General features: G+C 55.7%; 3 protein-coding genes. 1 reads left to right on the forward strand and 2 read right to left on the reverse strand.

The genetic code is table 11. The features are described 5' to 3' along the window. Positions 1-283 precede the first annotated feature (283 nt). On the reverse strand, positions 284-751 hold the full coding sequence (locus MTDSW087_RS29685) for a hypothetical protein (RefSeq protein WP_144769369.1): 468 nt from the start codon (positions 749-751) through the stop codon (positions 284-286). 1379 nt (positions 752-2130) lie between these two features. Continuing rightward, positions 2131-2418 carry a hypothetical protein gene (locus MTDSW087_RS29690; protein ID WP_144769371.1) on the reverse strand — a complete coding sequence of 96 codons (288 nt, stop codon included), beginning with the start codon at positions 2416-2418 and terminating at the stop codon, positions 2131-2133. Positions 2419-2704: 286 nt separating this feature from the next. Here MTDSW087_RS29690 and MTDSW087_RS29695 point away from each other — a divergent pair, with 286 nt between their 5' ends. Then, on the forward strand, positions 2705-3193 hold the full coding sequence (locus tag MTDSW087_RS29695; protein WP_186384055.1) for an AraC family transcriptional regulator ligand-binding domain-containing protein: 489 nt from the start codon (positions 2705-2707) through the stop codon (positions 3191-3193). The last annotated feature ends 68 nt before the right edge of the window (positions 3194-3261 follow it).

Below are 3261 nucleotides of genomic sequence, written 5' to 3' on the forward strand. Positions count from 1 at the left end.
GCGCCACCACGCGCAGGCTGCCTAACCTCTCAACCAAGGTGGACCAGAGCCTCCGTTCCTGAGCACCGCAAACCGTCTCAAATCATCTGACGACGGACAAGCAACGTTCTAGGAACGGTGGCTTATTATCGCACATTCTCAGTGCGCTCAGCAGCACGAAAAACCGATTCCCGTCTACGCCCAACCAATATGGGCGGAGTGACGATCCGACACCGAGGTAGGCCGCCAGCTGCTACAGCGAAGAAGCTGACGCAATCGGCGCTTAGGCCTAGCCTCCGCTCGCTTATGGTCTAGCCTGACCACCGGCGCTTGTTTTGCCTCCACGCTCGGCCTCAACCAACCATTCTCGGCTGAGGATGCTAAGGGCATCGCCAAGCGGAGAAAGGATCAGGGATGATCCGTCAGGCATCTGCCAATCGCCTGAGGACAAGCCAGGCGTGAGGCTGTACTCACGGATTGTGTCTGCGACGAGCTTACGCCCAGCATCAGGAGTTTGCACCGCTTCGAAGGTGAAGTGAATTCTTGTCACGACTTGTTTATTTTTAATGTTGTGTGATAATTCGATCTTCGACTTGTCCGCGAACAGGCATTCGCGGGACGTCACCCACCTCCGGCAGATGGCTCCTTTCTGCTCAAGCGAAGCCTGTGCTTGATTGAGATCCATCCCGAGTTCAACGCCGCGCACGTCACGTTTTGTGTCTGCCGCTGTGGGCACTAGCGAATTCACTAATGCAAACGCGGCAAGTGTCATTCTTATCATCGCCGCCTCCTGAATAAATACTGTACTCGATCTATACTCTAGTATCATTATAGAAAAATAAATTTCAATGTGATCATTGTCCGATTACATCTTGATGTACGCACTCAAAGTTCGAGCGACCTAAACCAGTTAGCTTCAAATCTTAGCTTGATTTGATGCACATAAATGATGATACTGCAAAAATAGGTCAATCGGACGTAGACACCGTAGCTTGTCGACCAGCATCTGCATCGCGTTTCGCTTGAGCAACTGCATCCTTCAGATTAGTGTAGCGAAAATTGCGGTATCTAAAGGTATCTACTGGAACTCTAATAATTCCATATCGTTCCATGAGTGATTTGTCACCATCGTTGGGTGCTGCCGCTTGGCGCTCGAGGCCGCTCGCTGACATCTGATTCCTCCAATGAATGTTCAGCCTTCGTCGCGATGGCTGATCTGGCGCAGCCATACCTATGAACAGATAGGTGCGGCGTAACTAGCGTGTGCGGCAGAGCAGTGGATGTTCGCTAGCAGCGGATTACTGCGATGCCACCACCTGTCCATCGCAGGCGGGGACTCGAGGCCCTCAGTCACCGAAGCCTGGTTCAACCCTATCGGCAATGGTCGTATCCTGCGCCTTTCAGAGTGACAAAGATAGCCCTGCAACAGGACGCTTACTGCGCCGGGCCTGACGCAGCGGCTGCAAGTTGCGCTGCTCGTTCCCCCACGCATTATTGAGTGTGCCGCGCGGGAGCAGCCGACCTCGGCGATGCGCTGCACTCAATTTTGGCTGAGATGAGGTTGCCCGAGGCAAGCAACGACAGCTCGGCGCCGCGTATCAGCTGACTGAAAACCGCGTTTCACTGTGGTGGGCGACGTCTGCGCCATAAATCCAACAGGGCCAACGCAGTGCCCGCCGCGACGGTCAAGCCGGCTACCACGTTTAGGCTGAGATCATCCAGCATGACCGGTTCATGCTCCGTGTGAGCAGAGACGTGCTGCGTCTAATCCCTGGGTTGATAGGCTCTCACTTGCCTGTGAGGGTATGTGTCAACGGCTGCATCACCAGATTTCTCCGCCCCCAGCGATCTATTTTACGGCGAGGGCGCCGGCCATTTCCCTACTCGCCTCTTCCCCGCCTACTCTCCAGCGCGTGCAGCAGCCGGTCTGCCAAGGCATCAAGTCAGCATGGCGCAGAGACAATATGGGAGAGCTAGCGCTCTGCTTGTAGCTTTGAACCTTTGGACACATTCGTTCTCGGCGTCTTATATGAGAACCGAAGTTCAAAATGTCTTGTCGGTCGTATCTGAGCGTGCGGGCGAACCCACGTCTCGCAAAAAATGGCGATCGGCCTGACTTGGGTGAAAAAAATTTGACTTCTCCGGCTCGGCTCAGACGATACCGTAATCGTGCTTCCTCGACTCGAGATCGTAGCCTGCAGATGCGAGCGCGGCTTTCTCCCGTCCGAAACGGTTTATCAGCATCTTCGCACGGTCCCCGGAGATGTGATGCTCGGCGATCAAGCCGTCAATGATGCTATCGAGTTCTTTTACGGTACATGACTGCTTGCGGAGTTCGAATAGCAGAATGTCTGCGCGCTCCATCTCCACAAGATCGTGTTTAATTTGGACCGTCGACGGAAGGCGTTGTTTCCGTCCGAACCGCGTGCGATCGGCCATGGTCAAGCTCCTTGTTTGCCCTTGGAGACGAAGTTCCGTAAAATTCAGCGCTGTCCACCGCTGGCGCTGATAGTTGATAATAAATCTTCTGAATCGGGCATCGTTCCAAAATAAAAAGCGAATTTTCTAATCGGGCAATTTCTTCGATTCCGTGTACGAAGTTTTGGTGTCACTCATGAGCTGACGCGAACGTCAATTCGAAAGATTTGGAGGCTGCTGTCCAGATTCTGCTTCGCGGTCTTGGGCCGGGCCGCCTCACGTTGTCGCGGGCGACATCGAACAGGCTGTGCGCAAGTCGTTCGATGCTGGAACGAAGGTTCGCGCGCTACCGAGTCAGCTGAAAGAATCTAATGTGACGCTGAAATGCGCTACGGCGCAGCGTAGTGAGGTTCTGCAGGGGATCCGCATCGCCCTCACCGAACTCGGTGGCGATGCCGATGCCCTCATCGCCGCGGCAGGTCTCGATCCGCAGCTCCTCGACAACAGCAAACTCGCCCCGTTCACGGCTGTCGGGCACCTCATGATTCTCGGAGCCGAGCGCACGCATTGTCCGCATCGCGGACTTCTCGCAGGGCAGCGGACCACGCTGGCCTCGCTCGGGCTCGTCGGCCTGCTCATGCGTACCTCGGAGACGACCGGCGACGCCCTGCAGGCTTTCGAAGCGCACCTGGGCATACTCAACCGGGGCGCGGTGGTCAGGCTCAGCGTCTACGGCGACATCGTCCTCCTCAGCTACGACCTGTATGTGTTTCGGCGTGCAACTTTGACCCCTTGAGGCGGGGGATCGGCGTCCAATTCTGACCCCCTAACCTCGTTCTCGCAGACTGCCCTCTGGTGCGGCCG

Source organism: Methylobacterium dankookense, from assembly GCF_902141855.1.
GTDB lineage: Bacteria > Pseudomonadota > Alphaproteobacteria > Rhizobiales > Beijerinckiaceae > Methylobacterium > Methylobacterium dankookense.